This window comes from Pseudomonas proteolytica, assembly GCF_007858275.1.
GTDB lineage: Bacteria > Pseudomonadota > Gammaproteobacteria > Pseudomonadales > Pseudomonadaceae > Aquipseudomonas > Aquipseudomonas proteolytica.
Window position 1 is genome coordinate 1 of the sequence record NZ_VFEV01000039.1, and the last position, 23,882, is coordinate 23,882.

Here is a 23,882-nt window from a genome sequence, read left to right on the forward strand (position 1 = left end):
CTGATAATCTTGTTGACTATCAGTCTGACTCCACAAGCACCCACACGAATTGCTTGATTCAGTTGTTAAAGAGCGGTTGGTTAAGATCTTTCGTCTCAACCGAGGCGCGCATTCTACAGCAGCCTCACTTGCTGTCAAGTGGTTATTTTCAGAAGTTTTCGAGGATTTCCTCAACAACTTCAACCACTTGCGCTTCCGATCTCTCGTCAGCGGGAGGCGAATAATACAGGATTAAAATGCGCGGTCAACCCCCGCCTGAAAATTCTTTCCAAAGCACCCGGGCTGCCATTATGAAACATCCAAGACAGCCCAATCACTACCTCAGCAAGCGCGGCTAGGCGCGGGCGTGCCGGCATGCCTGACTCTGTGGCCTATCGAACTCCCAGGAGCCTCCACCCAGTGTCTGACTTGTCGAGCAACGCCGCCTACACACAACGCTTCAATGCAGTCCTCACCTATATAGAAGCCAATCTCGAAGGTGACCTGTCCGTGAAGGCGTTGAGCCAAGTGGCGAACTTTTCGGCGTTTCACTTCCATCGGCAATTCACCGCCTTCGTCGGCGTACCTGTTTCGCGCTATGTGCAGTTGATGCGGCTACGACGCGCGGCGCATTGCCTGGCCTCCACCGGGGGCTACTCGGTACTGGAAGCAGCCTTCGGCGCAGGTTTCGAAAGCCCCGAGGCTTTTTCCCGGGCATTTCGGCGAGCGTTCGGTATGGCACCGAGTGCGTTCAGGAAGCAGCCCAGTTGGCAGGTCTGGAGTTCGGTGTTCACCATCCCTCACTTCTCAAGGAACATCATCATGCACGTACGAATCGTAGAGTTTCACCCCGTCAGAGTGGCAGCACTCGAACACTGTGGTGCTCCCGGGCTCGTTAGCGAGAGTGTGCGCAAGTTTTCCGAGTGGCGCATGCACAGCGGACAGTCGCCCGTGCAATCAAGTCGCAGCTTTGGCATTCCTTTCGGCAACCCCGATACAACCCCGCCCGAAGCATTCCGGTTTGCACTCTGCGGTGAAATTGACGAGGCCGTGGCCGCAAATGAGTTCGGCGTAACCGAGCGCGTTATCCCAGGAGGGCGTTGCGTTGTCGTGCGCCACGTGGGCTCGACGGACCACATCGGCGAGACCATCTACCCGATCTATCGCGACTGGCTACCCACCAGCGGCGAGGAACTGCGCGACCACCCCCTGTTCTTCGATTATCTGAGCGTTTATCCCGAGACCCCGCAGGATCAATGGCAGACCGACATATATGTACCCCTGCAATAACGCGCCACCCACCTACCGCCACATCCAATTTAATCTATACAAATCAAGCCATTAATGCTTTAAAGAAAGGCCTTGAAACTCAAGGTCTTTTTTTCGCCTGCAGAAAAATGACCACCCCCGCCGCACTCCATAGGAGAGGACCCAGGACCATGGAATTGACGCTCGAAGCCGTTGCTCTATTCGCCCTCAAACTGGTGCATGAGACCGAAGATGGCAGCCCGATCCTGCGCGACGATCTGGTCATGGATGGTTACGAGCGGGAGGTGTTTGGATTGTTGGTGCGCAGTGGCGACCTGCCAACCATCAAACGCAAGGTAGATGAATGCACCAAGCAGGCCCTGGCGACCTTGGGCGGAGCCGACACGGTGCTGGGCCGCGAGCTGCAAAAGCTTATGACTGACGTCCAGCAAGCCTCGACACTAGAGGAACTGAAGCTTCCACTCGAAGCACTCAAGGATTACCTCAAGGCAATCCTGTAGCCCCCTCCCAGACACACAAGGACCGTCCAATGATCGACTTCAACAACAAAGGCTTCTTCAAACTCAAGCAAAACAACGAGTATGCCGAACGCGTTGCTTCGCTGTTGCTCGATGACGAACAAGTAGTCGATGCCTATAAAGCCATGCGCGACGGCGTGGTGTTCACCACCAAACGCATCATCGCCGTGAACGTACAAGGCATCACCGGCAGCAAGAAAGACTTCACCTCACTGCCCTACAAAAACATCGTCGCGTACTCGGTGGAAACCTCCGGTACGTTCGACCTGGATTCGGAACTGGAGATCTACTTCTCATCGCTGGGCAAAGTGAAGTTCGAGTTCACGGGCAAAACCTCGATTGTCGAAATCTCCAGGCTGATCTCTAAACATCTGTTGGGATGATCGGCTGGCAATACTCCCAGCGGTTGCCAACTGTTTCATTGCTCTGGCTCCCAGCCCGATGGCTGACGTAGGATAAGTGCTTCAGCCCAAGGAGCGTCACGGATGAGCGCCACTCCCCCCCAATCGTTCTCTCTGGCGCTGCGCTCTTATTCCGGGCAGATCGAGCTGCACGAGCACGATTTTCATCAAATAGTCCTCCCCCAATCCGGGTCGATGGAGATTGAGGTCGACGGATGGGGTGGCAAAGTCGATGCGAGCCAGGGCGTGGTGATTGCCGCCGGCGCCCGGCATACGTTCCTGGCCAATACCCGTAACAGTTTCCTGGTACTGGACGTGTTGATGCCGCCTGCCGAACAACAGCAGCCAAGCACCGCGCAGCTCCTGGATCCGCTCCATGACAAACGCTTTTTCGCGGTCCGCCCCCAGATCCGGCATTTACTCGACTACGCAAACAACAACGGAACATGGCTGGTCAACTCACCAGAAATGGCCCAGTCATGGAGCCATTTGCTCTTGGGCTCATTGCTGCAACCCGACGCCCCGCCGAACGACCCCGGGCAACTCATTCTCGCCAGGGCGCTGACCTACATCGAACAGCACCTGAGTATGCCCCTGACAGTGCATGACATTGCCCGATACGCGGGCACCAGCGAGCGGCGCTTGTATGTACTGTTCGGACAACACCTGAAACGAACCCCGTTCACCCACATCGCGACCTTGCGCCTGAACCTGGCCGTCGATCTGTTGCGCCAGACCTCGCTGTCGATCATTGATATTGCGCACCGCGCCGGTTATGCCGATCAGAGTGCGTTGAGCCATGCCCTGAAGAAAGCCCGCAACCTCACCCCGGCGGCTGTGCGTAAACAAGCACGCGATCATTGAAAACAGCAGGCCTGAACATTTTTTTGGCAGGCCCGATCAATACGCGCCCCTCGAAACTTTTTTATTGTCCCGGCATTAGGATCATCTAAAGACGGGGCAGCATGAGCACTTCCAACGCATCCTTCACCCTTGCCAAGGGCGCCGCAGGTGCCACCCTGATTGGGGTCATTGCAGTGTTTTTGTGGGCGTGCCTGGCACTGTTGACCACATTGACCGCAGGAATCCCGGCTTTTCAGTTGCTGGCATCGAGTTTCGCCGTCGCATTCGTGGCAAGTCTGTTGATGCTGGGTATGCGCGGCGCTGAGGGGTTCAGCAGTTGGCGCCAGCCCTGGTACGTGTGGGCAACGGGCTTCGCCGGCATCTTTGTCTATCACTCTCTGTATTTTTTCGCCCTGAAGGCCGCGCCGGCGGCTGAAGCCAGCCTTATTGCGTACCTGTGGCCGCTGCTGATCGTCCTGCTGTCGGGGTTTTCCACTGGTGAGTCGCTGCGCAAGCGCCAACTGCTGGGGGCATTGCTCGGTCTGGCAGGGACGGCCTTCATCATGCAACAGCGCGCCCAGGGTGAAAGCCTGGCGATGCCGATTGTCGGTTACGCCGCTGCCTTTGCCTGTGCCTGGGTCTGGTCGATTTACTCGGTGGTGAACCGGCGCTTCAGCAATGTCCCCAGCAGCATCATCGGCGGCATTTGCGGGTTGGTCGCAATCGCCGGATTGCTGTGCCACCTGGCCTTCGAAACCACAGTGCAGCCTGGCGCGGGCCAATGGGCGGCAATCGTCGCGCTGGGGCTCGGCCCGGTAGGCCTGGCCTTTTTCGCATGGGATCACGCAACCAAGCACGGCAACCTGGCGATGCTTGGCGCCTTGTCTTACCTGGCGCCGCTGTTCTCCACACTGCTGCTGATTGCCGTAGGGCAAAGCGACGCCAAGCCGATCCTGCTGCTCCCTGCCGCGTTAATCATCGCAGGGGCCGTCATTGCCACTTCACGCTCACGCAAAACCTCACGCTGATATCGAGCCCCCCAGGAGATAGACAAATGGATTTGATCGCTTCGCAAGATACCGTGAGGATCGAGAGCTGCGGCCCCGGTTTTTCGGTTGCGCCCACACGGCCCTTGCTCAGTCACCTGGGACAGCCATCGTTACTGAGCAGCCGCACCGGCATCCGCCGGCGTGCCAATGGCGAAGCCCCTCGCGTATTGTTGTTTGTTCCCCCTTACACGCGCCTGATCGAGCCCACGCTGGACGACAGCGCATTCGCCCGCATCGGCATTGATACATTTGAAGTCATGAAACGTGCCGGTACCCCCATCGGTCTGTTGCGCATCGCCACCGTCGCCCGGCGTGCGGGTTATGAGGTGCAGATTGTCGATGCGCCCTTTGCCGGCTGGTCCCAGGAGTCCAGCCTGGTCAAGGTCGACCAGGGCCACCTGATCCGCTACGGCCTGACCGATGCGCAGATGCGCAAGATCATCGAAACCGCGCAGCCCGATATTGTCGGCATCCAATGCAACTACACCGTGCAATGGGGCAATGCCCGTGCACTGGCTGAACTGGTAAGGAATATCGACCCCAACCTGGTCCTGGTCACCGGCGGTGCTCATTCCAGTGGCGATTGGAAAAACGCGCTGCTGGATTCGGCCTTCGACTTTGCACTGATCAACGAAGCCGACCGCGCCTTCACACTGCTGCTCGATGCCTTGACCCACGAGGGCACCGACATCAATGCCGTGCCTGGCGTGGCCTACCGCGGCAGCCGTGGGCAACTGGTTCGCCCTAGCCACAAGTCCAGCTATCTGAGCATCGTCCCCAAGCGCCAGGACCTCGACGAGCGGCTTGGCCTGATGCCGTTGCCAGACTTCAGCTTTCTGAACATGAACCATTACCTGCAGCCCTACCACTCCTCCGGAGCACGGGTGCGCAAGTACGGTGCCTGGGCGCAGATATTCTCCACGATTGGCTGCAACGTGAACTGTAACTTCTGCTACATCCCGAAAATCAATGGCCCTTGGCGCGCCCTGGGCCTCGACTGGTTTGACCTGCACTTGGCCGACTTGGTCAAGCAAGGCGTGACCGAGGTGTTGATCGAGGACGATCACCTGATGCACGACCCGCTGTATGCCATGGAGGTCGGTCGGCTGCTGAAAAAACATGACTTGCCCTGGGTTGAGGAAGGCGGGTTGAGCCTCTTCAACCTGATCCTGCTGCACCTGGGTGAGCGTTTTATCGCCCAGATGGACGAAAAGGAGCGCAAGAACCCCCAATATCGCAATGTGATCGAAGCGGTCAAAGGAGGACTGACGGCAAGGGAGTTCATTCGCTCGATTGCCGAAAATGGCTGCTACAACATCTACCTTGCGGTAGAGAGCGCGAACGAGGACGCCCTGGTCAACTCCAACAAATCCCGACTCAACGCCATTCAACACTCCACATTCGAACTCATAGAAATTTTCACCGAACACGGGATTCAAGTCACCGGCGGGTTCATGCTGGGGTTCGTCAACCCTCCCGCGGGGCCTGGGCAAAAGCCTTTTGTAGAAAGCCTGGAGTTGATCGACCGGACCATCGATTACGCCGTCAACCTGATGGGCGCCGGCATGGCCTATGCCAACCCGTTTATCGTCACCCCAATTCCCGGGACGCCGATGTGGGAGTACCAGCAGCAATTTGTCGTGCGTCACTACGACAACGGCTGGTCCCATGAAAAAGCCACCATGGCAACCGATCAATGGAGCGCCGAGGCTATCGAAAAAGCCCGCATGGAGTTGCTGGTCAGGGCCAATGGCGCAGACCGTGTCAGGGAGATGGTGCGCCGAGGCACCTGGCCCGTAGACGCTTGATGCAAGGGGTTGGAGCTTTCGGCGCCGAGGCGCAGTGAGCGCTGGAAGCATCCAACCGTCAAATCAGTTCAGTCACCGACCCCGCACTTGTCCATTCAGGCCCACTATCGGCCCAACCAATCCATCCCCCCAATCTATCGATTTGAGCTATCCCCCACCCTCCCCGACTATTGGCGCCACTTCCAACAACAAAAACCAGGAACACGCCATGACTGCCCGATTCCACAACCCGGTAGACACCCGCTTCGGCTGGGGCTGCCTGCAAGACCTGGCCAGTATCACCGCGCAGCAGACCGTCACGCTCGTCACCTTTCCAGAAGCCCGTGCGCTGGGCTTGGTGGATAGGATCCAGGCACTGCTGGGCGAGCGTCTGGTGTATGTGGTCGAGGATGTGCAGCCCAATCCCGATGTTGCGCAATTGCGTGACACCTACGAGCGTTTCTGGCTGCAGGCCGGAAGTTGTGATGTGGTGCTGGCCGTCGGTGGTGGCAGTGCAATTGATACGGCCAAGGCATTGATTGTCGGGACCGAGTCCGGGCAGTTCGATGAGTTGCTGGCGTTGTTGGCGACCGGCCAACCGTTTGTACCGGCCCATTGCAAGACGTTGATCGCGGCGCCGACCACCGCGGGTACCGGCAGCGAGGTGACGCCCTGGGCGACGATCTGGGATTCGGCCAGCCACAAGAAGTACTCCCTGCACCTGGACTGCACCTGGCCAAAGGTAGCGATTGTTGATCCACAGTTGATGCTCACGGTGCCAGCCGGGGTCACCGTATCCACAGGGCTCGATGCTTTATCCCACGCCCTGGAGTCGATCTGGAATATCAACGCCAACCCGGTTTCCGACACTTTTGCGGTGTCCGCCATCGAGGACATCCTGGAGTGCCTGCCGCAACTGCGACGCGACCTTGGCAACCCAGAGTTGCGCTCACGCATGGCCTTGGCGGCACTCAAGGCAGGCCTGGCGTTTTCCAATACCAAGACCGCCCTGGCCCACTCCATTTCCTACGAAATGACCCTGCACCACGGCCTGCCCCATGGCATCGCCTGTTCCTTCACCTTGCCGCTGGTACTGGGGCTGGCATGGGGGCATGACGCGGCGCGCGATCACACGCTGCGCCGGGTGTTCGGCGATGACTTGGATAAAGCCCAGACCCAGCTGCGCAACTTCCTGCACAGCCTGGACGTAAAAACCGAGTTCGCCGACTACGGCGTCACGCCCACCGAGGCCGACGCGATGATCCGCTTCGCCCTGCAAGGCGCACGCGGCAAGAACTTTATCGGTTCCAGGGCCGCCTGAGCCCAACGCAATTCAGTCTTTCCTCTTGCACCTGTAAAGCGTGCCACCCCGTCGCTGCGGTTTCGGGGGCGAATAACAATAAGGAAAACATCATGAATCGTGCACACACCCTGCCTGTCCCTGCCGTTCGCTCGGCGTCGTTCCGTGTTGCCCAGTGGCGCATGCTGCTGGCGGCGATGTTCTGTTACCTGTTTTTCTACACCGGGCGCCAGACCTTCGGCTTCGCCATCCCGGGGATACAGGCCGAGTTCGGCCTGACCAAGGAGGTGCTGGGCTGGATCTCGGCCGCCATGCTCTGGGCCTATGCCATTGGCCAGGCGATCAACGGCAACCTGGCCGACAAATTCGGCGGCCGGCGCATCATGACCCTGGGCGCGGTGCTGTCCTGTGGCGCCAACTGGGTCACCAGTTTTGCCAGTGGCTTTGCCGGGTTGATCCTGCCGTGGGGCATCAACGGGTACTTCCAGGCACTGGGCTGGGCGCCGGGCAGCCGCTTGATCTCCAATTGGTGGAGCGCCAGCGAGCGCGGCCGGGTCTATGGCTTCTATGTGTTCGCCGCCGGTTGTGCCTCGGTGCTGTCCTATGTGACCTCCATCGTGGTGCTGGAAGTGCTGCACCTGGAATGGCGCTGGATCTTCCGCCTGCCAGTCCTGCTGATGCTGGCCGGGGGCATCCTATTTTACCTGGTGGCCCGTGAACGCCCACAGGATCTTGGCTTCGAGCCCCTGGCCGATACCGGCGTGGCCAACGCCGAGGACAAGGGCCATGAAGTGGCCCAGGACACCGAAGAAACCTCGGCACAGCGCTACAAAGCCGTGCTGAAAAACGCGCGCCTGATCATCGCCGCCGTGTCCCTGGGCTTTCAGAATGCTGCGCGCTACGGCTTGATCGTGTGGGTGCCGGTGCACTTTCTCGGTGCCAACTGGAAAAGCGGCGACAGCATGATCGATCCCAAGTGGATCACCGTCGCCCTGCCAGTCGGCATGGCCGTCGGCGCCCTGAGCAATGGCTGGGTGTCCGACAAGCTGTTCGGCTCCAAGCGCTACCTGGCGATCATGCTCTATATGTTCCTCGGCGCCGCCACCAGCCTGTGGATGTGAAGCCTGCCGCCCCATAGTGCAATCGGCCTGGTGGCGCTGTTTCTGTGCGGGTTCTTTGTCTACGGCCCGGCATCCAGTTTCTGGGCTCTGTGCCCGGACTTGGTAGGTGCCAAGCGCGCAGGCACCGCAACCGGTGTGATGAACTTCTCGTCTTATCTATTCGCTGGCCTGGCGGAACCGCTGATCGGCAGTATGCTCGACAGTACCGGCAATACGTCGCTGATCTTCATCGTCGTCACCTCGGCCTGCCTGTGCAGCGCGGTGGTGGCCCTGTTTATCCGCCGTTGACGCCCTCTGCAACAGGACCCGTTATGTACCAGTACCACAAGTGGCTGCGTTCGTTTCATGCGGTGGCGAAGACCGGTAGTTTCACCCTCGCCGCCGAGTACTTGAGCGTCGGCCAGCCAACGGTCAGCGAACAGGTGAACGCCCTGGAAAAGCAGTTCTCGGTGGAGTTGTTCCACCGCCGTGGGCGCTTTATCGAGATGAGCGCGGCCGGCCACGCGCTCTACGGAATCACCCAGGGCCTGTTCGGCCAGGAGGATGAGGCCATGCAATTGCTGCACAGCTTCAAGCAGCGCAAGACCGGGATGTTGCGCCTGGGCGCGGTGTCGCCGCCAATCGCCATGAACCTGACGTACGAGTTGATGCAACGCCATCCGGACATCGAGCTGGAAACCTCGTTTTCCCCGGAGAAGGAAACCCTCGACCGCCTGTTCAATTTTGATATCGACGTGGCAATCCTGGCCCTCTCGGAATTTGACCAACGCTTCGACACGCAGCTGTACCGGCGCTACCCGATCATCGCGGTGGTGCGCGACGACCATCCCTGGGCGGCGCAGAAAGAGGTGCACGTCGCACAGATCAGCCAGGAGCGCTGGGTCATGCGCGAACGCAGCTCACGCACCCGGCAGTTGGTGGAAGAAAGCTGCAAGCGCCTGGGTGTGGACCTCAACTGCGTGATGCAACTCAACAGCCGCGAGGCCATCGTGCATGCCATCGCCAAGGGCATCGGCATCGGCTTTGTGTCGGCGGTGGAGTACGCCGAAACGCCGGGCACCACCCCGATCACCTTTGTCGATCACCCGTTTTCCATCGACTACCACCTGTGTTGCCTGGGGATCCGGCGCAACCGCCCGATGATCGCCGAACTGTTTGAGGCCAGCCCCATACCGGCTACCTGAATCGCCTGATTTTTTTGTACGCAACCGGCTTACCCCGTTTATCGGGGGACGGCCCACTCATACCCGAAACTGGAGATTGCTCATGCATTACCAACAACCTGCCAAGCTGCAAGCCGTGGTCCTGGACTGGGCCGGCACTGTGGTCGACTTCGGCTCCTTCGCCCCCACGCAGATTTTTGTCGAAGCCTTTGCCGAGTTCGGCGTCGCGGTTTCCCTGGAGGAAGCGCGCGGCCCCATGGGCATGGGCAAGTGGGATCACATCCGCACCCTGTGCAATCAGCCGCAGATTGCCGAACGTTATCGCGCCGTGTTCCATCGCCTGCCGAGCGACGAGGACGTCACCGCCCTGTATGAGCGGTTCATGCCACTGCAGATCGAGAAAATCGCCCTGCATTCGGCGGTGATTCCCGGCGCACTGCAGGCAATTGAAACCCTGCGGGGCAAAGGCCTGAAGATCGGCTCGTGCTCGGGCTATCCGGCGGTGGTGATGGCCAAGGTGGTTGAGTTGGCGCGGCAAAATGGCTACGTGGCCGATCATGTGGTGGCCACTGACGAAGTGCCCAACGGACGTCCACATCCGGCCCAGGCCCTGGCCAACGTGATCGCCTTGGGCATCAGCGATGTGGCGGCATGCGTCAAGGTCGATGACACTTGGCCAGGGATCCTGGAAGGGCGCAGTGCCGGCATGTGGACGGTGGCGCTGACATGCTCCGGCAACGCGCTGGGGCGCACTTACGCACAATACAAAGCGCTACCGGCCGAAGAACTGGCCCAGGAGCGTGAGCGCATTTCCCAGATGTTTGAGGGTGCGCGACCACACTACCTAATCGATACCATCGTCGACCTGCCAGCGGTGATCGATGACATCAATGGGCGACTAGCGCGTGGTGAAACACCCCAGGGCACCTGATCCTGGCAGCCTGCTCGTCTGTGGCGAGCGGGCTTGTCGGAGCGCCGCATCGCCCGCGAGGGGCTGCGAAGCAGCCCCAACCAGCCAAATGCGGTGTATCAGATATTCGTAGCGGCTGGTTTGGGCTATTGCGTCTGGAAAGTCTCAAGATACGCCAGCAGATTCTCGATCTTCTCCTGATCGCTGATCCCCCAGAAAATCATACGGGTGCCGCTCACCACTTTCTTCGGGTTCTCGATATAGGCGGCAAGTGTTTCCCGCGTCCACACCACACCTGAGTTTTTCATCGCGTCGGAATACTGATAGTCCGCCGTGGCACCCGCCAGCCGCCCGATCACCCCATTGAGCTGTGGCCCGAAACCGCCGCGTGCATTCAACCCGACACTGTGGCAACCGCCGCAGGTCTTGGTGAACAACCTGCCACCCGCCTCGGCATCACCCGCTGCCGTCGCCGAAGTGTTAAAGAGCGCGGCAGTGAGCAAAAGAGTCAGTAAGGCAGCGGGTTTCATCAGGGGCTCCAGGTCAGGGCTTTAGCAGTGAAGGCGGCAATTATGCCTGCGGTTTACTTGTCCTCGTCCACGTTATTGAAGCGTGCCCGGTTGATCTGCCAAGGCAGGGCTGGCTGCGAACGGATTTTCTTGTGTTTGCCACGGCTGAAAAAGTGCGTTTGCAGTTCTAGGAAGTGTCGGTCGCGCCCAACTGATTCAAAGGTCACGACGAAAAAGATCAGTGGCGTACTGGCCTTGGCCCAGAGCTTGGAAGCCTTCTCGATGGCTTCGGGCAAATGGCTTTTGGTGCTATAGGACACGAAGGTTGAGAACGCCGCCTGTTCATGGTTTTTAAACAGCTTGCTGATTTCATCCACTTTATCGTTGTGGGACTGGACCCACTCCCATTCGACATTGGACAAAATGCTCTTGTCGGGATACTTCAGGACCGCATCGGTACGCCCGCCCTGTTCGAAATAAGCACGTGCGCCCAGCAATTTCGCGCATTCGCGCATTACCAACCCCACATGAATCGTCCAGCCCGCACGGTTGGTGACGGCATCAACCTCCACCGGAAAATCCTGATACCACAGGCAATTGAACAGGGTGATGAAGTCGCGTTCGATCCGTTTCATTTTTACTTCCTTAGCGTCGACTGGGTAAATGGCAAAGAGCCATCACTCTAAAACAACTCGAGACAAATCGCTCCCTGTACCTGGCATAACATTTAGACACAGCCATTTAATTGCCATCACTCCCGCCCTCTGCTTGCATGCGCACTTTCCCTCAGCACGTCAGTTCAGGAGCGATCGATGAGAACCATGGTGGTCGGTGCAAGCAAAGGTTTGGGCAGGGCATTTATGGAAGGCCTGGCCGGGGTGGGCGATACCTTGATCGGTGTCTCGCGCAGCCGCCCCACTGGCTTGGTCTCCAGCACCGGCGCCGAAGTGTCGTGGGTAGAAGCCGACCTTGGCCAACCAGCACAGGCCGCGCAGCTCATCGAACAAGCAGTGGCGCAGGACGGCCTGGACACGCTGATCTATAACCTGGGTATCTGGGAGGATCGGGCGTTCGATGAGGCCTACAGCTTTCTCAAGGATGAAGACACGCAGTTGGAAGCCATCGTCAGTTGCAACATCACCGCGCCTCTGCTGCTGATCAAGCGCCTGCTGCCCGTACTGTTAAAAAGCCCCAACCCACGCATCATCCTGACCGGCTCGACCTCGGGACTGCCCCAGAGCGGGCGCCCGGAGGTCACATTTGGCGCGTCGAAATTCGCCCTGCGCGGCATGGCCGATGCCCTGCGCGAAGGCTATCGGCACCAGCGCCTGGGCGTGACCTGCCTGAACCTGGGCTACCTGAATACCGAGGACCCGTTGAGCACCTCCCGGCTTGTAGCCGAGCAGCGCGGCGAAGGGCAGTTGATCCCGGTACATGACGTGGTGCAGGTGGTGCGCATGGCCATGAGCCTGTCATCGGCCAGCTTCGTCAAGGAGCTGACGTTGCCGGCCTTGCTCGACGAGCGCTTCTGACTCAATAGGCCGAATCTTCAGACAGCCAGGTAGATCGCCATCAGGCACAACGGCACCAACACCAGCCCCAACAACATCATGAACACCACACTCATGGCGTTGGTCCGGGGCGTGCCAACGTGGCTGACAACCCCCATGCACAAGCGTCGCAGCCAGTCAGCGCCCCTGGCGAACTGGTAGGCCACGGTGATGGTAAGCAGTGAGAGTGTGCCGGTGACCGCGCAGTAAAACAGGATCGGCTCAGGCATGAAGTAGCTGGAGATAAAACCTTCGGACGTGGCGTAGATAAACGTCACGGGCTGAAACAGCGAAATCGAATACAGCACATCGCGCAATGGACTGAACGCGATCGTCGGCCGCACTTCGTCGGCGGGCAACATGGCGTACAGCTCGCTCATATCCGACCAGCGAAACCAGTAAACCGCCGCGCTGAACAGCAGGTACGCCAAGGCAATCGTCGCCGAAAAGCACCACAAAAACCGCCACGAACCAAAGCCGCGGCGCATCCCCACATTGATGCTCCATTTCGTCAATTGGATGGTCACGCAATCGATCGCGATCGCGACGAGCAGGCCCTTGCTATAAAAGTCCTTGATCGCCTGCAGCACATTGGGCGGCGGCGGCACATTGAACACGTGCTCAGGGTTTTTAAACAGGTAGAGATCCAGCAGCCACACGACAAAAAACACCAGTGACACCAGCAAGGTGTACAGCGGGATGCTGATCAACTGGCGCTTGGCCAGTAACGTGCGCCCGAACACCCGCTGGAAGCAACTGGCCCACAACTGCGCTATCCCGATAAAGCGATCACGGCCAAGGCTCATGCCGCTCAAGCTCTTGAGTATTTCCAGGCGACTTTTCTTGGTGCTGAACGCCACTGCCACCAATACCCCGGTGCAACCGAACAAAACGGTGGCAACGACGATCAACGCGCCGATCATCTCTTTCACACTGGCATTCCTTGCGGTGAATTTTCCGGCCCACATCCTGGCTTAACCCACCCAAGACTCGCAAGCTATAGCGGTTGTGCAGCCGCCGTAGATACCACCAAATGACCACCCATCGAATAAAAAACATCCAATCGAACCTAACCCCTGACAGGCCACTCCACCTTATTCAACCCAGATGGTGGAGTAAGGATCATGGCTCAGCCATCGATATTGGTATTGGAAGACGACGAGATTATTCGCTCGCTGATGGTGGACGTGCTGGAGGAATTCGGCGCCGTGGTGACCTCTTTCCCTTCGGCCGATGAGGGGATGATTTTTCTGGAGAGGACCAGTGATCCGGTAGACCTGATTGTCAGCGATATCCAGATGCCCGGCCTGCTCAACGGCTATGACTTGAGCAAGGTCGTGGCCCATCGCTGGCCATCCTTGCCAGTGGTGCTGACCTCAGGCAATACGGTGATGGCCGCACAATTGGGCAGCACGGTGAAGTTTTTGCCCAAGCCCTGGAGCACGGAGCGGCTGCTCGACTGTGTGCAAGCCGCGTTGGTGCAAGGTACCTCCCTGCACTAATAGCATCGCAATATCGCGGCAATCGAACTTCGCGACAGCGTGTGAGGTCTGTTTTTGAGTATCCGGTTATTTTTCTGACGAAAACGTCAGGTTTTTCGTTATGACCTCTCAGATACAGACGGTCGGGCGTATAGAATTGTGCGGTCACCCTTCACTCACGCGTCAGCCATGGCCCGCCCTGGCCGACCCCTCCGAGCTTCCTGCATGCATCCACCGGCCCATGACGTCGCGGCGCCCTCCCTGCTTGAAGCCTTGCGCTCGGGCACAGCCCAACTCCATGTGGCCCTGGAAAAACGTTTGCCGTTCTTTTCACCGAGACTGGATGTCGACTGGTATGGCCGCCTGCTTGCGGCCTACTACGGTTTCTACCATCCGATGGAATCGCGACTGTACGACAGCGCGATGATTCCCGTGGGATTCGACCAGACGCTGCGAGTGAAAACACCAACCCTGCACAGTGACCTGATTGCCTTGGGCCTGGCTAACCCAGCGATTGTCGCCCTGCCCCTCTGCCCGAGCCTCCCTCCTCTCGGCACGCCGGCCGCGTGCCTGGGCGTGCTGTATGTGCTCGAAGGTGCGACCCTTGGCGGCCAGGTGCTGCGCCGGGAGATGGCCCGCAGCCTGGGGCTGGACGCCAGCAATGGCGGCGCCTTTCTCAATGTTTATGGCGCCGAGACCGGTCGGCGCTGGAAAGACTTTCTCGACTACCTGGGCCACGTCCCGCTGGACGACCTTGGCCGTCAGCAGGCGGTGGACGCGGCCTGTGCGACATTTCGCTGTTTTGAGCAATGGCTCGACAGCCAGGAGGTACTGCTATGAAACCCGATGACTTTGAACAACTGCTGGCCAACTGTGCTGACGAGCCAATCCGTTTTCCCGGTGCGATCCAGCCTCACGGCGTGCTGCTGACCCTGAGCGAACCAGACCTGCGGATCGTGCAAGTCAGCGCCAACGTGGTCAGCCTGTTCAATCACCAGCCCGAGGCCTTGCTCGGCCAACCACTGGACACGCTGCTAGGCACGCAACCTACCGACGTTGTGCGCCAGATGGCCGGCCAACCCAGCTTTATCGATGCCCCGCCACTCTACGTCACCCTTAACGGTGGCCAGTTCGAAGGCCTGTTGCATCGCCACCAAGGCGTGCTGGTGCTGGAATTCGAGCCACACTACGAGCACTTCCAGCCCAAGTCCCGGAATGGTCGCACCAGCAACCTGGGCAAGATGCTGCAACGGTTGCAGTCGGCGAAAACCCTGCAAGCCTTGTACGAAATCAGCGTGAGCGAAATCCAGGCCATGACCGGCTATGACCGGGTACTGATTTATCGCTTCGAAGAGGAAGGCCACGGCCAGGTCATCGCCGAAGCATCCGCGCCCTCCATGGAACTGTTCAACGGCCTGTTCTTCCCCGCGTCCGACATCCCGCAACAAGCCCGCGAGCTGTACCGCACCAACTGGTTGCGGATCATCCCCAATGCCGACTACGAGCCGGTGCCGCTGCTGCCCAAGCTGCGCCCGGACACCGGACAGCCGCTAGATCTGAGCTTCGCCACCCTGCGTAGCGTGTCGCCGATCCACTGCCAATACATGAAGAACATGGGCGTGCTGTCGTCCATGAGCATCTCGCTGATGAAGGGCGACAAATTGTGGGGCCTGATCAGCTGCGGTAACCGCGAGCCGCTGCACGTGCCCAACGATCTGCGCACCACCTGCCAGACCATCGGCCAGGTGCTGTCGTTGCAGATCAGCGCCATGGAAGCCCTGGATATCAGCCGCCAGCGTGAAGAAAAGGTCGACGCCCTGGGCGTACTTAACCAGGCAATGAGCAACTCATCGGACGCGGTGTTCGACGGCCTGGCCCAATGTCCACAGGTGCTGATGGACCTGGTGCAGGCCGGCGGCGTGGCAATCATTGAAGGCCAGCAACTGCACCGCTACGGCAACTGCCCCGAGCCGGAGCAGATCCGCGCCTTGCACAAGTGGTTGAAGGACACCGGGCAACCGGTGTTTGCCAGCCATCATCTGTCAGCGGTCTACCCGCCCGCGGCGGATTATCAGGCGGTAGCCAGTGGCGTCATGGCCATGAGTTTGCCCAAACCGGTGGACAACGGCGTGCTGTGGTTCCGCCCGGAAGTCAAAGAGAACATCCAGTGGAGCGGCGACCCGAAGAAACCGCTGGCCCTGGAAAAATCCGACACTGGCCTGCGCCTTCGCCCACGCACCTCGTTTGAAATCTGGAAGGTGGAAATGGCCGGCATCTCCACCAAGTGGAGCCCCGGCGACCGCTTTGCCGCCAACGATCTGCGCCGCTCGGCCCTGGAAAACGACCTGGCCCGCCAGGTCCTGCGCGAACAACAGGCCGTGCGCGCCCGGGATGAGCTGGTAGCGGTGGTGTCCCATGACCTGCGCAACCCGATGACCGTGATCTCGATGCTCTGCGGCATGATGCAAAAGGCTTTCAGTTCCGATGGCACCCACACCTCGCGGCGGATTTCCTCGGCCATCGACACCATGCAACAAGCCGCCGGGCGCATGAATGTGTTGCTGGAAGATTTGCTCGACACCTCAAAAATCGAAGCGGGCCGCTACACCGTCAGGCCGGTGCCGCTGGACGTCAGCCAGATCTTCGAAGAGGCCTACTCACTGCTGGCGCCCCTGGCCCTGGAAAAGGGCGTGGACCTGTCGTTCAACGCCGAACCCGGCCTGCAGATCAACGCCGACCCCGAGCGCCTGTTCCAGGTGCTGTCGAACCTGATCGGCAACGCCATCAAATTCACACCACGCCAGGGCATTATCGGTATTTCGGCGATGAGCAATGACGAGGAAATTGTGTTTTCAGTGCGTGACTCCGGTGAGGGCATTGCCCCTGACCAGTTGCCCCATGTGTTTGATCGCTATTGGACCCTGACCGAAAACAATCCCACGGGTAGCGGCCTGGGGTTGTACATCACCCAGGGTATCGTCAAGGCCCACGGCGGCCGGATCGAGGCCCAAAGCGAGCTGGGACGTGGCAGTGAGTTCCGCTTTACCGTGCCAAAAGCGCCGAAAGAATCACACCTATGATCGGGCGTGCTGTGGCAAGCCGCTTGCCACCGCGTCGCGCTCTTCGCATTCATATTTGGAAGCGAGTTGTTTATAGCTCGACTATCAGCCTGCTAGGTAGCGTTGGCGTCGCCATGGCAGCGCCAGACATTCTTACCGAGACGATACCGATGATCGCCACTATCACTTCCCCCCTCGTACACCTGCATCAGTACCCTGCACACTCGGACGAACCCGCCCTCACGCGCAACAAACGTTCCTACGACCAGCCCTTCGCCGCGGGCCCGGCCAATGACTTCAACCGCCTTTCGGCCAACGACCGCCGCAAGAACACCGGCACGCTGGACAGCCTGGGCCGTGGGAACCTGCTGTAGATGATCCAGGCCGGGGCCCCGCACCTGCCGCGTTGACAAAACACCGACATCCCCTGCGCTAACCTGCGCTGTCATCCTTCGCACAGAGCCATTTTTTCATGCTGCAACCCGACACATTGCCCGCCGTCCTCGCCGGCCCCCTGTTGCGTCGTCTGGAACCTGGGCGCCTGGTGTTGTGGCTGGTGGGCAGTCGAGCACTGGCACTGACCCTGCGATTGCAGTTCACCCAGCACGCGCGCCAACAGTCGCTGGATATCGACCTCGACGCCAGCCGCTGCCAGGTGATCCCCGTAGGTCGCGCAGCGTTTATCCACCTGATCGATGTAACGCTGGACACGCCGCTGCCCCAGGACGTGCCCATCAGCTATGACCTGCTGATCGATGATCAAAGCGGCATCGCCGAGTGGGCGCCGCACCTGCTGTACGCCAATGCCCAGACCCCGGATTTCATCCTGCACAGCCGTATCCGCCAGTTGCTGCACGGCTCTTGCCGCAAACCCCACCATTACGCCGATGAAGGCCTGCTCTGCGCGGACCGCCTGTTGGCCGAAGATCGCAGCCTGGCCCAGCGCCCGGCCCTGTTGATGATGAGCGGCGACCAGGTGTATGCCGACGATGTCGCCGGGCCGATGCTGCGCGCCATTCATGGCCTGATTGCCCGCCTGGGCCTGTTCGATGAACACCTCGATGGCGCAGTGGTGGACGACAGCACCCGGCTCTACGACCACCCCGCCAGCTACTACCATCGCGCCGACCTGTTACCGGCGCTGGAGAGCAACGAGACCCTGCGCGAACGCTTCTTTGGCGGCGTGAAGAAACCGATCTTCACCAGCAGCACCGCCGACAACCACCTGGTAACTTTCGCCGAAGTCATGGCGATGTACCTGCTGGCCTGGTCGCCAACCCCTTGGAGCCTGATCGCCCCGCACCCTCCCACGCGGTTATCCCTGGAAGAACGGGCACGCTACGCCCGTGAACAGGTGCCTGTGGATAAGTTTCGCGATGGCCTGGCCGGCGTGGCCCGGGTGTTCGCCCATGTTCCATGCCTGATGATCTTCGATGATCACGACATTACCGATGACTGGAACCTCAGCGCCCAGTGGGAGCAGACCGCCTACGGCAACCCCTTCTCCAAGCGCATCATCGGCAACGCCCTGCTCGCCTACATGCTTTGCCAGGGCTGGGGCAACAACCCCGATGCCTTCGCCCTAATCGTCGAAAAAACCCTGGCCCTGACCGCTACCGCCCAGGACCACGACAATCATCTGCATGCCCCCAGCCAGGACCAATTGCTGGAAGAACTCCTGAAATTCCAGCAGTGGCACTACGTGCTACCCACCACTCCGGCGCTGGTGGTCATCGACACCCGCACGCGGCGCTGGCGCAGTGAGTTCACCCTCAAGCAACCGTCCGGCCTGCTGGACTGGGAAGCCTTGAGCGAATTGCAACAGGAACTGCTGGACCACCCGTCGGCCATCATCGTTTCGCCCGCGCCGATCTTCGGCGTCAAGCTGATAGAAACCGTGCAGAAAATCTTCAGTTGGTGCGGCTACCCGCTATTGGTAGATGCCGAAAACTGGATGGCCCACCGTGGCGCCGCACAAGTGATCCTGAATATCTTCCGCCACTCGCGTACCCCGGGGAACTACGTGATTCTGTCCGGGGATGTGCACTACTCGTTCGTCTACAAGGTGCTGATCCGCCATCGCAATGTCGGGCCGCATATCTGGCAGATCACCAGCAGCGGCATCAAGAACCAGTTCCCGCCGCGCCTGCTGGAATGGTTCGACCGCCTCAACCGCTGGCTGTACTCGCCGCGCTCGCCCCTGAACTGGCTGACCCGTCGCCGTCGCATGCAGGTGGTGCCGTATATCCCGGAGCATGCCGAAGCCGGCGAGCGCCTGTGGAACAGTGCCGGCATCGGCCAGGTATTTTTCAACGAGCAAGGCCAGCCTGAATCGATCTACCAGCACAATGCCAACGGGGCGCCGCCCACGCGCATGGTAGAGCCGCAATAGCCTGCAGGCCGCGAACAATGGCACTTAGCCATAGTTTTGCGGCCTCTTCTACGCAGGCAAGCCTCGTTGTACAGTACGCCAAGCCACGGAGTATCGGCGTTAACACCTGACTGGCCATAGTGAGCCAGCACCCTCGCAGGGAGCGCGCAGATGGGCGATATATCCGAAAAGGATCCGTTGAAAGGTGAGCTTTTCGACGTCAATGCCGACCTGGTCCATGCCATCATGGAACTGGTCAGCGATGGAATATGGGACTGGAATGCCAACACCGGGTTTGTCTATCGCAACCCCGGCTGGTACGAAATGCTGGGCTACAATCCCCACTCCCTGGAAAACACCGTCTTCACCTGGGAAAGCGTGATCCATCCCGACGATTACCCCCATGTGATGAAAGTCTTCGATGACTACATCAATAGCCGCGCCACCCACTATCAAGTCGAGTACCGCTGTCGAAAAAAAGACGGCACATGGCTATGGATCGAAGACCGTGGCTACGTGATCGCCCGCAATCCCGATGGTTCGGTGTGGCGTATGGTCGGCGCACACCGCAGCATTCACGAACGCAAACGCTCCCTGGAACAACTTGAGCGGCGCAACCAATCCCTGGAAGCCCTGGTGGCCGAACGCACCCGTGAGCTGTCGCGGGTCAACCAGCAACTGCAGCTACAACTGGACGAAAACCGCTCCCTGGCCGAGCGCGATACGTTGACCCGTATCGCCAGCCGCTATCGCCTGGAAAAAGCCTTGCTGGAAGAATGCGAACGCGCCCAGCGGTTTCGCCTGCCGTTGGCGGTGATTGCCATGGATGTCGATGACTTCAAACCGATCAACGACCAGCACGGGCATGCCGTGGGCGATGCCACCCTGCTGCAGGTAGTCGAACGCCTGGAGCATTGCGTGCGCCAGGGCGATCTACTGGCACGCTGGGGTGGTGATGAGTTTATGGTGATCATGCCCAAGAGCACCGTGGAAACTGCCATGGCACTGGCCGAGCGTATCCGCCAGGCAGTCCTCGACATCCCCCCTGTGGGTGATTTCAAGGTGACCTTGAGCCTGGGGGTGGTACAACGCCTCGACCACGAATCGCCCAGCAACCTGATGGCTCGGGCGGACCAGGCGTTGTACCGGTCCAAGGCAGCAGGCAAGGACCGGGTTTCACAATAGGGACTGTGCCTATACCTGTGGCAAGCGGGCTTGTTGTGGCGAGCGGGCTTGCCCCGCGCTGGGCTGCGCAGCAGCCCCAACAAACCCACCCCAGCTACCCCAGACACACCGAGCAAGCAGGTTTTAGGGCGGCTTCGCCACCCAACGGGGGACAAGCCCCCTCTCCACATTTACCGCGCCAGCCTGCCGACTGCGGCCCGAGCGCCCGTTGTGGCAAGCGGGCTTGTTGTGGCGAGCGGGCTTGCCCCGCGCTGGGCTGCGCAGCAGCCCCAACAAACCCACCCCAGTTACCCCAGACACACCGAGCAAGCAGGTTTTAGGGCGGCTTCGCCACCCAACGGGGGACAAGCCCCCTCTCCACATTTACCGCACCAGCCCCCCGACTGCGGCCAGAGCACCCGTTGTGGCAACCGGGCTTGCTGTGGCGAGCGGGCTTGCCCGCGCTGGGCTGCGCAGCAGCCCCAACAAACCCACCCCAGCTACCCCAGACACACCAAGCAAACTGGCTTTGGGGCGGCTTCGCCACCCAACGGGACAAGCCCCCTCGCCACATTTACCGCACCAGCCTGCCGACTGCGGCCCGAGCGCCCGTTGTGGCAACCGGGCTTGTTGTGGCGAGCGGGCTTGCCCCGCGCTGGGCTGCGCAGCAGCCCCAACAAACCCACCCCAGCTACCCCAGACACACCGAGCAAACAGGCTTTGGGGCGGCTTCGCCACCCAACGGGGGACAAGCCCCCTCTCCACATTTACCGCACCAGCCTGCCGACTGCGGCCAGAGCGCCCGTTGTGGCAAGCGGGCTTGTTGTGGCGAGCGGGCTTGCCCGCGCTGGGCTGCGCAGCAGCCCCAACAAACCCACCCCAGCTACCCCAGACACACCGAGCAAACAGGTTTTAGGGCGGCTTCGCCACCCAACGGGGGACAAGCCCCCTCTCCACATTTACCGCGCCAGCCCCCCGACTGCGGCCAGAGCGCCCGTTGTGGCAAGCGGGCTTGTTGTGGCGAGCGGGCTTGCCCCGCGCTGGGCTGCGCAGCAGCCCCAACAAACCCACCCCAGTTACCCCTGACACACCAAGCAAACAGGTTTTAGGGCGGCTTCGCCACCCAACGGGGGACAAGCCCCCTCTCCACATTTACCGCTCCAGCCCCCCGACTGCAGCCAGAGCGCCCGTTGTGGCAAGCGGGCTTGTTGTGGCGAGCGGGCTTGCCCCGCGCTGGGCTGCGCAGCAGCCCCCATTCCCCACAGGGCACAGTTTTTTTGCCAATACCCCCGCGCTAGTAACGCGCATCCACCGGCTTGCCGCCGTTCGGCCAGTCCTTGACCTTGTCCGGGAAGTCCGGGCGTGGTTTTTGCGAGAAGTAGGCGGCAACGTCCACCGCTTCCTGGTCCGACAAGCCGCCCTGGCCCAACGGGAATTTTTCGTGGAAGCCGATCGGCATGTTGCGTTTGACGAACGCGGCCGCGGTGTAAGTGCGGGCCATGCCGGCACCGATGTTGAACGACTGATCACCCCACAACGGTGGGTACACCAAAGTGCCGTCCGCTCGGGCCAGGCCTTCGCCGTCATTGCCGTGGCATACCGCGCATTGCTTGGCGTAGACCTGTTCGCCATTGGCAAGGTCGGGCTTTATGGCCGGGTCGATCTTGCCGACACCCCGGCCTGGCACCTTGTCCTCGGGCTTGGTGTTGTTTTTCATCCAGTCGAAGTACGCCACCATCGCCTGCATGTCCGCCGATTGTGGCGGCACCGGTTTGCCATTCATCGAGCGGCGGAAGCAACCGTTGATGCGTTCTTCCAGGCTCACCACCTTGCCAGCACGCGGGGCGTAGCTGGGGAAGAAGGCCGACACCCCCACAAACGGCGACCCATCCGCCACGGTGCCGGCATTGAGATGGCAACTGGTGCAGTTCAGCGAGTTGCCGACATTGTCTGGCAGCAGTTCCTTGGTTTGCAGGTGCAAGCGCATGCCGCGTATCACTTGGTCGGCATTCGAAGCTGCCAGCAGATTGGCCAGGCGCGGGGTTTCGAACGCCGATGAGTCGGTGCTGACCGGGTTGAGCTGGTCACGCATTTTCTTCACCTGGGCGGTACTGATCGGCGTGCCTTCGTTACCCCAGCGCGTGCGCACGAAGGTGAGGATTTCCGCCACTTCGTTGTTCGCCAGGCGCGCAAAGCCCGGCATGGTGTAGACCCGTGGATGGGCTGCGGTCTCGGCGGTTTCCCAACCGGTAAGGGTAATGTGCAGCAACGAGGTCGGGTTGCTGGCAACCACGCCGGCGTTGCCGGCCAATGCCGGGAACAGCCCTTTCACACCCGCGCCGTCGCTGCGGTGGCAATCGCTGCAGAACTGCATGTAACCCAGGCCGCCACGGCTGGTGAACAAGTCCTTGGGCAGTTCGGCAGGGCTTTTGGCGACCGCTGGCATCGGCAGGTCGTCCTTGCCCGGTGGCAGGGATTTCAAATACGTCGCGACGGCCGTCAGGTCGGCGTCCGTGAAATGCTGGGTACTGTGACGGATCACGTCCACCATGTTGCCCGACACTGTGGCAAAGCGGTTCTGCCCGGTCTTGAGCAGTTGCACGGTGTCTTCCACCGTCCACAGGTTGCGCAGACTCAAGGCGCGCCAATGCTCGACGGTTTCCCCGCCCAGGTAGTGCTCACCGCCGCTGCCGGTGTCGCTCATGGCTTTTTCCTGGAAGGCGATACCCCGCGGGGTATGGCACGAGCCGCAGTGGCCGAGGCCCTGGACCAGATAGGCGCCGCGGTTGAGCACTGCATCCCGGGCCGGGTCGGGCTGGAACGGTTGTTTGTCGAGGAACATGAAGTTCCACAACGCCAGGCCCCAGCGCTGGTTGAACGGGAACCCCATGTCTGCTTCGAGGTTGGCCTGGCTCACCGGCTTGACCTCATGCATCAGGTAGGCGAACAAGGCGCGCATGTCCTCTTCGCTCATCTTCGCGTAGGACGGATACGGCATGGCTGGGTACAGGTTCATACCAGCAGGTGTCACACCTTCACGCATCACGCGGTCGAACTGTTCAAAGCTGTAGTGACCGATCCCGGTCTCGCGATCCGGGGTGATGTTGCTGGAATAGATGGTGCCCATGGGCGTACTCAGCTCCAGGCCACCTGCCATCTCGGGGCCTTGCTTGGCGGTGTGGCAGGCGATGCAGTCACCGAGTTGGGCAACGTATTTGCCCTGGGCGATCAGTTCGGTATCGGGTTTGGCGGGTTCGTTGGCGTGCAGGGGAAGCGCAAGACACAGCGTCGCCCCCATCAAGGCCAAACGTGACAGAGAAAGGGCCATCGCATTATTCCTTTAATAACCTGGCCTGGGGGTTGGCCCCTGGGTACAGGTTTATCTTCGTTTTTATGAGGTCATCAGGC

The 23,882-nt window shown here is 60.3% G+C and carries 20 protein-coding genes and 1 pseudogene; 17 read left to right on the plus strand and 4 right to left on the minus strand.

Features of this window, described 5'->3' with window-relative positions; genetic code table 11:
* The first annotated feature begins 399 nt into the window (after positions 1–399).
* The 10 genes and pseudogenes from FIV38_RS23425 (at position 400) to phnX (ending at position 10,361) form a co-directional block, all read left to right on the plus strand.
* Positions 400–1,269, plus strand: coding sequence for an AraC family transcriptional regulator (locus tag FIV38_RS23425; protein ID WP_092233766.1), 870 nt, complete (start codon positions 400–402; stop codon positions 1,267–1,269).
* Between the two features lie 149 nt (positions 1,270–1,418).
* Positions 1,419–1,748: a hypothetical protein gene (locus FIV38_RS23430; protein ID WP_092233763.1), complete on the plus strand. Its 330-nt coding sequence runs from the start codon at positions 1,419–1,421 to the stop codon at positions 1,746–1,748.
* 29 nt (positions 1,749–1,777) lie between these two features.
* The gene (locus FIV38_RS23435) at positions 1,778–2,149 is read left to right on the plus strand and encodes a PH domain-containing protein (RefSeq protein WP_029300265.1); all 372 of its coding nucleotides are present in this window, start codon (positions 1,778–1,780) and stop codon (positions 2,147–2,149) included.
* Between the two features lie 102 nt (positions 2,150–2,251).
* A complete protein-coding gene (locus FIV38_RS23440) occupies positions 2,252–3,031 on the plus strand; it encodes an AraC family transcriptional regulator (RefSeq protein ID WP_070996893.1) in 780 nt (259 codons plus the stop codon).
* A gap of 101 nt (positions 3,032–3,132) precedes the next feature.
* Complete coding sequence (gene yddG / locus FIV38_RS23445; RefSeq protein ID WP_070996891.1) at positions 3,133–4,038, plus strand: aromatic amino acid exporter YddG; 906 nt, start codon at positions 3,133–3,135, stop codon at positions 4,036–4,038.
* A 26-nt stretch (positions 4,039–4,064) separates the two neighbouring features.
* On the plus strand, positions 4,065–5,867 hold the full coding sequence (locus tag FIV38_RS23450) for a B12-binding domain-containing radical SAM protein (RefSeq protein ID WP_092233760.1): 1,803 nt from the start codon (positions 4,065–4,067) through the stop codon (positions 5,865–5,867).
* Between the two features lie 208 nt (positions 5,868–6,075).
* Entirely contained in the window at positions 6,076–7,167 is a 1,092-nt protein-coding gene (psrA, locus tag FIV38_RS23455) for an iron-containing alcohol dehydrogenase PsrA (protein ID WP_092233757.1), read from the plus strand.
* Between the two features lie 92 nt (positions 7,168–7,259).
* Positions 7,260–8,555: pseudogene (locus tag FIV38_RS23460) on the plus strand (MFS transporter).
* Between the two features lie 23 nt (positions 8,556–8,578).
* On the plus strand, positions 8,579–9,451 hold the full coding sequence (locus tag FIV38_RS23465) for a LysR substrate-binding domain-containing protein (protein WP_092233755.1): 873 nt from the start codon (positions 8,579–8,581) through the stop codon (positions 9,449–9,451).
* 82 nt (positions 9,452–9,533) lie between these two features.
* Positions 9,534–10,361: a phosphonoacetaldehyde hydrolase gene (phnX, locus tag FIV38_RS23470; RefSeq protein ID WP_070996884.1), complete on the plus strand. Its 828-nt coding sequence runs from the start codon at positions 9,534–9,536 to the stop codon at positions 10,359–10,361.
* Positions 10,362–10,486: 125 nt separating this feature from the next.
* Here the strand turns inward: phnX and FIV38_RS23475 are convergent, their stop codons facing one another.
* Entirely contained in the window at positions 10,487–10,870 is a 384-nt protein-coding gene (locus FIV38_RS23475; RefSeq protein WP_092233752.1) for a c-type cytochrome, read from the minus strand.
* 53 nt (positions 10,871–10,923) lie between these two features.
* Positions 10,924–11,484: a hypothetical protein gene (locus FIV38_RS23480; protein ID WP_029300252.1), complete on the minus strand. Its 561-nt coding sequence runs from the start codon at positions 11,482–11,484 to the stop codon at positions 10,924–10,926.
* Positions 11,485–11,661: 177 nt separating this feature from the next.
* Between FIV38_RS23480 and FIV38_RS23485 the strand changes: the two genes are divergently transcribed.
* A complete protein-coding gene (locus FIV38_RS23485) occupies positions 11,662–12,381 on the plus strand; it encodes an SDR family NAD(P)-dependent oxidoreductase (protein WP_092233749.1) in 720 nt (239 codons plus the stop codon).
* A gap of 17 nt (positions 12,382–12,398) precedes the next feature.
* On the opposite strand, the gene FIV38_RS23490 is transcribed toward FIV38_RS23485, so the two are convergent.
* Complete coding sequence (locus FIV38_RS23490; protein ID WP_029300248.1) at positions 12,399–13,331, minus strand: hypothetical protein; 933 nt, start codon at positions 13,329–13,331, stop codon at positions 12,399–12,401.
* 192 nt (positions 13,332–13,523) lie between these two features.
* On the opposite strand from FIV38_RS23490, the gene FIV38_RS23495 reads away from it, so the two are divergent.
* The 6 genes from FIV38_RS23495 (at position 13,524) to FIV38_RS23520 (ending at position 20,495) form a co-directional block, all read left to right on the plus strand.
* Positions 13,524–13,901, plus strand: coding sequence for a response regulator (locus FIV38_RS23495; protein ID WP_029300246.1), 378 nt, complete (start codon positions 13,524–13,526; stop codon positions 13,899–13,901).
* A gap of 204 nt (positions 13,902–14,105) precedes the next feature.
* Positions 14,106–14,720, plus strand: coding sequence for a biliverdin-producing heme oxygenase (locus tag FIV38_RS23500; RefSeq protein WP_092233746.1), 615 nt, complete (start codon positions 14,106–14,108; stop codon positions 14,718–14,720).
* Entirely contained in the window at positions 14,717–16,960 is a 2,244-nt protein-coding gene (locus FIV38_RS23505) for an ATP-binding protein (RefSeq protein WP_092233743.1), read from the plus strand. Before FIV38_RS23500 ends, FIV38_RS23505 begins: the two co-directional genes overlap by 4 nt.
* A gap of 113 nt (positions 16,961–17,073) precedes the next feature.
* Positions 17,074–17,313, plus strand: a complete 240-nt coding sequence (locus tag FIV38_RS23510) for a hypothetical protein (RefSeq protein ID WP_139273554.1) — start codon at positions 17,074–17,076, stop codon at positions 17,311–17,313.
* A gap of 98 nt (positions 17,314–17,411) precedes the next feature.
* Entirely contained in the window at positions 17,412–19,331 is a 1,920-nt protein-coding gene (locus FIV38_RS23515; RefSeq protein WP_029300240.1) for an alkaline phosphatase D family protein, read from the plus strand.
* A 150-nt stretch (positions 19,332–19,481) separates the two neighbouring features.
* Entirely contained in the window at positions 19,482–20,495 is a 1,014-nt protein-coding gene (locus tag FIV38_RS23520; protein WP_092233737.1) for a diguanylate cyclase domain-containing protein, read from the plus strand.
* A 1,273-nt stretch (positions 20,496–21,768) separates the two neighbouring features.
* Here FIV38_RS23520 and FIV38_RS23525 read toward each other — a convergent pair.
* On the minus strand, positions 21,769–23,802 hold the full coding sequence (locus FIV38_RS23525; RefSeq protein WP_092233734.1) for a c-type cytochrome: 2,034 nt from the start codon (positions 23,800–23,802) through the stop codon (positions 21,769–21,771).
* Between the last annotated feature and the right edge of the window lie 80 nt (positions 23,803–23,882).

Bases quoted from the DNA above. Each gene is read 5' to 3' on its own strand.
- FIV38_RS23430 (WP_092233763.1), top strand. From the start codon at position 1,419: ATGGAATTGACGCTCGAAGCCGTTGCTCTATTCGCCCTCAAACTGGTG.
- FIV38_RS23435 (WP_029300265.1), top strand. From the start codon at position 1,778: ATGATCGACTTCAACAACAAAGGCTTCTTCAAACTCAAGCAAAACAAC.
- FIV38_RS23440 (WP_070996893.1), top strand. From the start codon at position 2,252: ATGAGCGCCACTCCCCCCCAATCGTTCTCTCTGGCGCTGCGCTCTTAT.
- yddG (WP_070996891.1), top strand. From the start codon at position 3,133: ATGAGCACTTCCAACGCATCCTTCACCCTTGCCAAGGGCGCCGCAGGT.
- FIV38_RS23450 (WP_092233760.1), top strand. From the start codon at position 4,065: ATGGATTTGATCGCTTCGCAAGATACCGTGAGGATCGAGAGCTGCGGC.
- psrA (WP_092233757.1), top strand. From the start codon at position 6,076: ATGACTGCCCGATTCCACAACCCGGTAGACACCCGCTTCGGCTGGGGC.
- FIV38_RS23465 (WP_092233755.1), top strand. From the start codon at position 8,579: ATGTACCAGTACCACAAGTGGCTGCGTTCGTTTCATGCGGTGGCGAAG.
- phnX (WP_070996884.1), top strand. From the start codon at position 9,534: ATGCATTACCAACAACCTGCCAAGCTGCAAGCCGTGGTCCTGGACTGG.
- FIV38_RS23475 (WP_092233752.1), bottom strand. From the start codon at position 10,870: ATGAAACCCGCTGCCTTACTGACTCTTTTGCTCACTGCCGCGCTCTTT.
- FIV38_RS23480 (WP_029300252.1), bottom strand. From the start codon at position 11,484: ATGAAACGGATCGAACGCGACTTCATCACCCTGTTCAATTGCCTGTGG.
- FIV38_RS23485 (WP_092233749.1), top strand. From the start codon at position 11,662: ATGAGAACCATGGTGGTCGGTGCAAGCAAAGGTTTGGGCAGGGCATTT.
- FIV38_RS23495 (WP_029300246.1), top strand. From the start codon at position 13,524: ATGGCTCAGCCATCGATATTGGTATTGGAAGACGACGAGATTATTCGC.
- FIV38_RS23500 (WP_092233746.1), top strand. From the start codon at position 14,106: ATGCATCCACCGGCCCATGACGTCGCGGCGCCCTCCCTGCTTGAAGCC.
- FIV38_RS23505 (WP_092233743.1), top strand. From the start codon at position 14,717: ATGAAACCCGATGACTTTGAACAACTGCTGGCCAACTGTGCTGACGAG.
- FIV38_RS23510 (WP_139273554.1), top strand. From the start codon at position 17,074: ATGGCAGCGCCAGACATTCTTACCGAGACGATACCGATGATCGCCACT.
- FIV38_RS23515 (WP_029300240.1), top strand. From the start codon at position 17,412: ATGCTGCAACCCGACACATTGCCCGCCGTCCTCGCCGGCCCCCTGTTG.
- FIV38_RS23520 (WP_092233737.1), top strand. From the start codon at position 19,482: ATGGGCGATATATCCGAAAAGGATCCGTTGAAAGGTGAGCTTTTCGAC.
- FIV38_RS23525 (WP_092233734.1), bottom strand. From the start codon at position 23,802: ATGGCCCTTTCTCTGTCACGTTTGGCCTTGATGGGGGCGACGCTGTGT.